Annotated in this window: 1 pseudogene; it reads left to right on the forward strand. The window is 41.1% G+C overall.

The annotated features are described in order from the left end of the window. Positions 1-695: 695 nt before the first annotated feature. Positions 696-1,026, forward strand: a pseudogene (locus ED901_RS25530) (flavocytochrome c); the annotation flags it as partial.

The raw sequence follows: 1,026 nt of genomic DNA on the forward strand, positions 1-1,026 counted from the left end.
TTGTCTACAAGTAGTTGAGAATAGGTTTGCTGATACATAGGTAAGATGATTATGCTTTTTTTAGTTACTCAAGTTTCTTTAGTTATTTAATGGTGGCATGCGAACTGCTCCATTATTGTTATTTGAGTTAGGTATTACTTATTCCCCGTAAGAGGGAGGAAATGTTTATATAATGCGTTTTCTCCATTTATTACTGTTGATCTCGATCAAGAAAATACGGAGCTGTGTAAATTTAAGAAAAGAGAATGAGAATGGATGCTGGCGTTATTTTTATGGCGTTTATTTCTGCTGCTGAGCAGGGTTATTTTGATCTTCTGCACCCGGTGAAAATAGGAGTAGTCAACCTGCCTTTTATCTGCCCCTTCCGATAGCACGAATCCATCAGTTCCAGTCCCGACGTGCCGTGCGTTGAAGCCCGATATCGGCCTGCAAATGTAATGTTTACGCCTTTAATTAAAGGCAAAAGAGCTCGTAATTTAAATTAATGTGATCGTTTAATAACATGGTTAACATTAATTTAATAATGGCTGCATTCTATTCATGGGTAAATAGTTAATAAACTAACGTTACACCTTTTGAAACTAAAGATATCGTTATATTACTCCTATGACATCGGGCGTAAATAAAATTAATAAAATAAATCCGATAACGAATTCACAGATTATTAAACATTTTAAAGTTTGGAGCTGAATATTATGAGCCATAATTCGCAATTATTAAGTCCGTTCACTCTGCCAAATGGCACCGTCCTGAAAAACCGCGTGCTGATGGCACCCATGACCACCTGTACCGGCTTTTATGACGGCACCGTCACCAGCGAACTGGTGGAGTATTACCGCGCCCGCGCCGGCAGCATCGGTACAGTGATCGTCGAGTGCTGCTTTATCGATGACAAAGGCCTGGCATTCCCCGGTGCGATTGGCATCGACAACGACAGCAAAATCGATGGTCTGGCAAAAATCGCCGCAGCCGTAAAATCTCAGGGTTCCAAAGCGGTGCTGCAAATTTATCACGGCGGCCGCATGA

This window comes from Rahnella sp. Larv3_ips, assembly GCF_003697865.1.
GTDB classification, from domain to species: domain Bacteria; phylum Pseudomonadota; class Gammaproteobacteria; order Enterobacterales; family Enterobacteriaceae; genus Rahnella; species Rahnella rivi.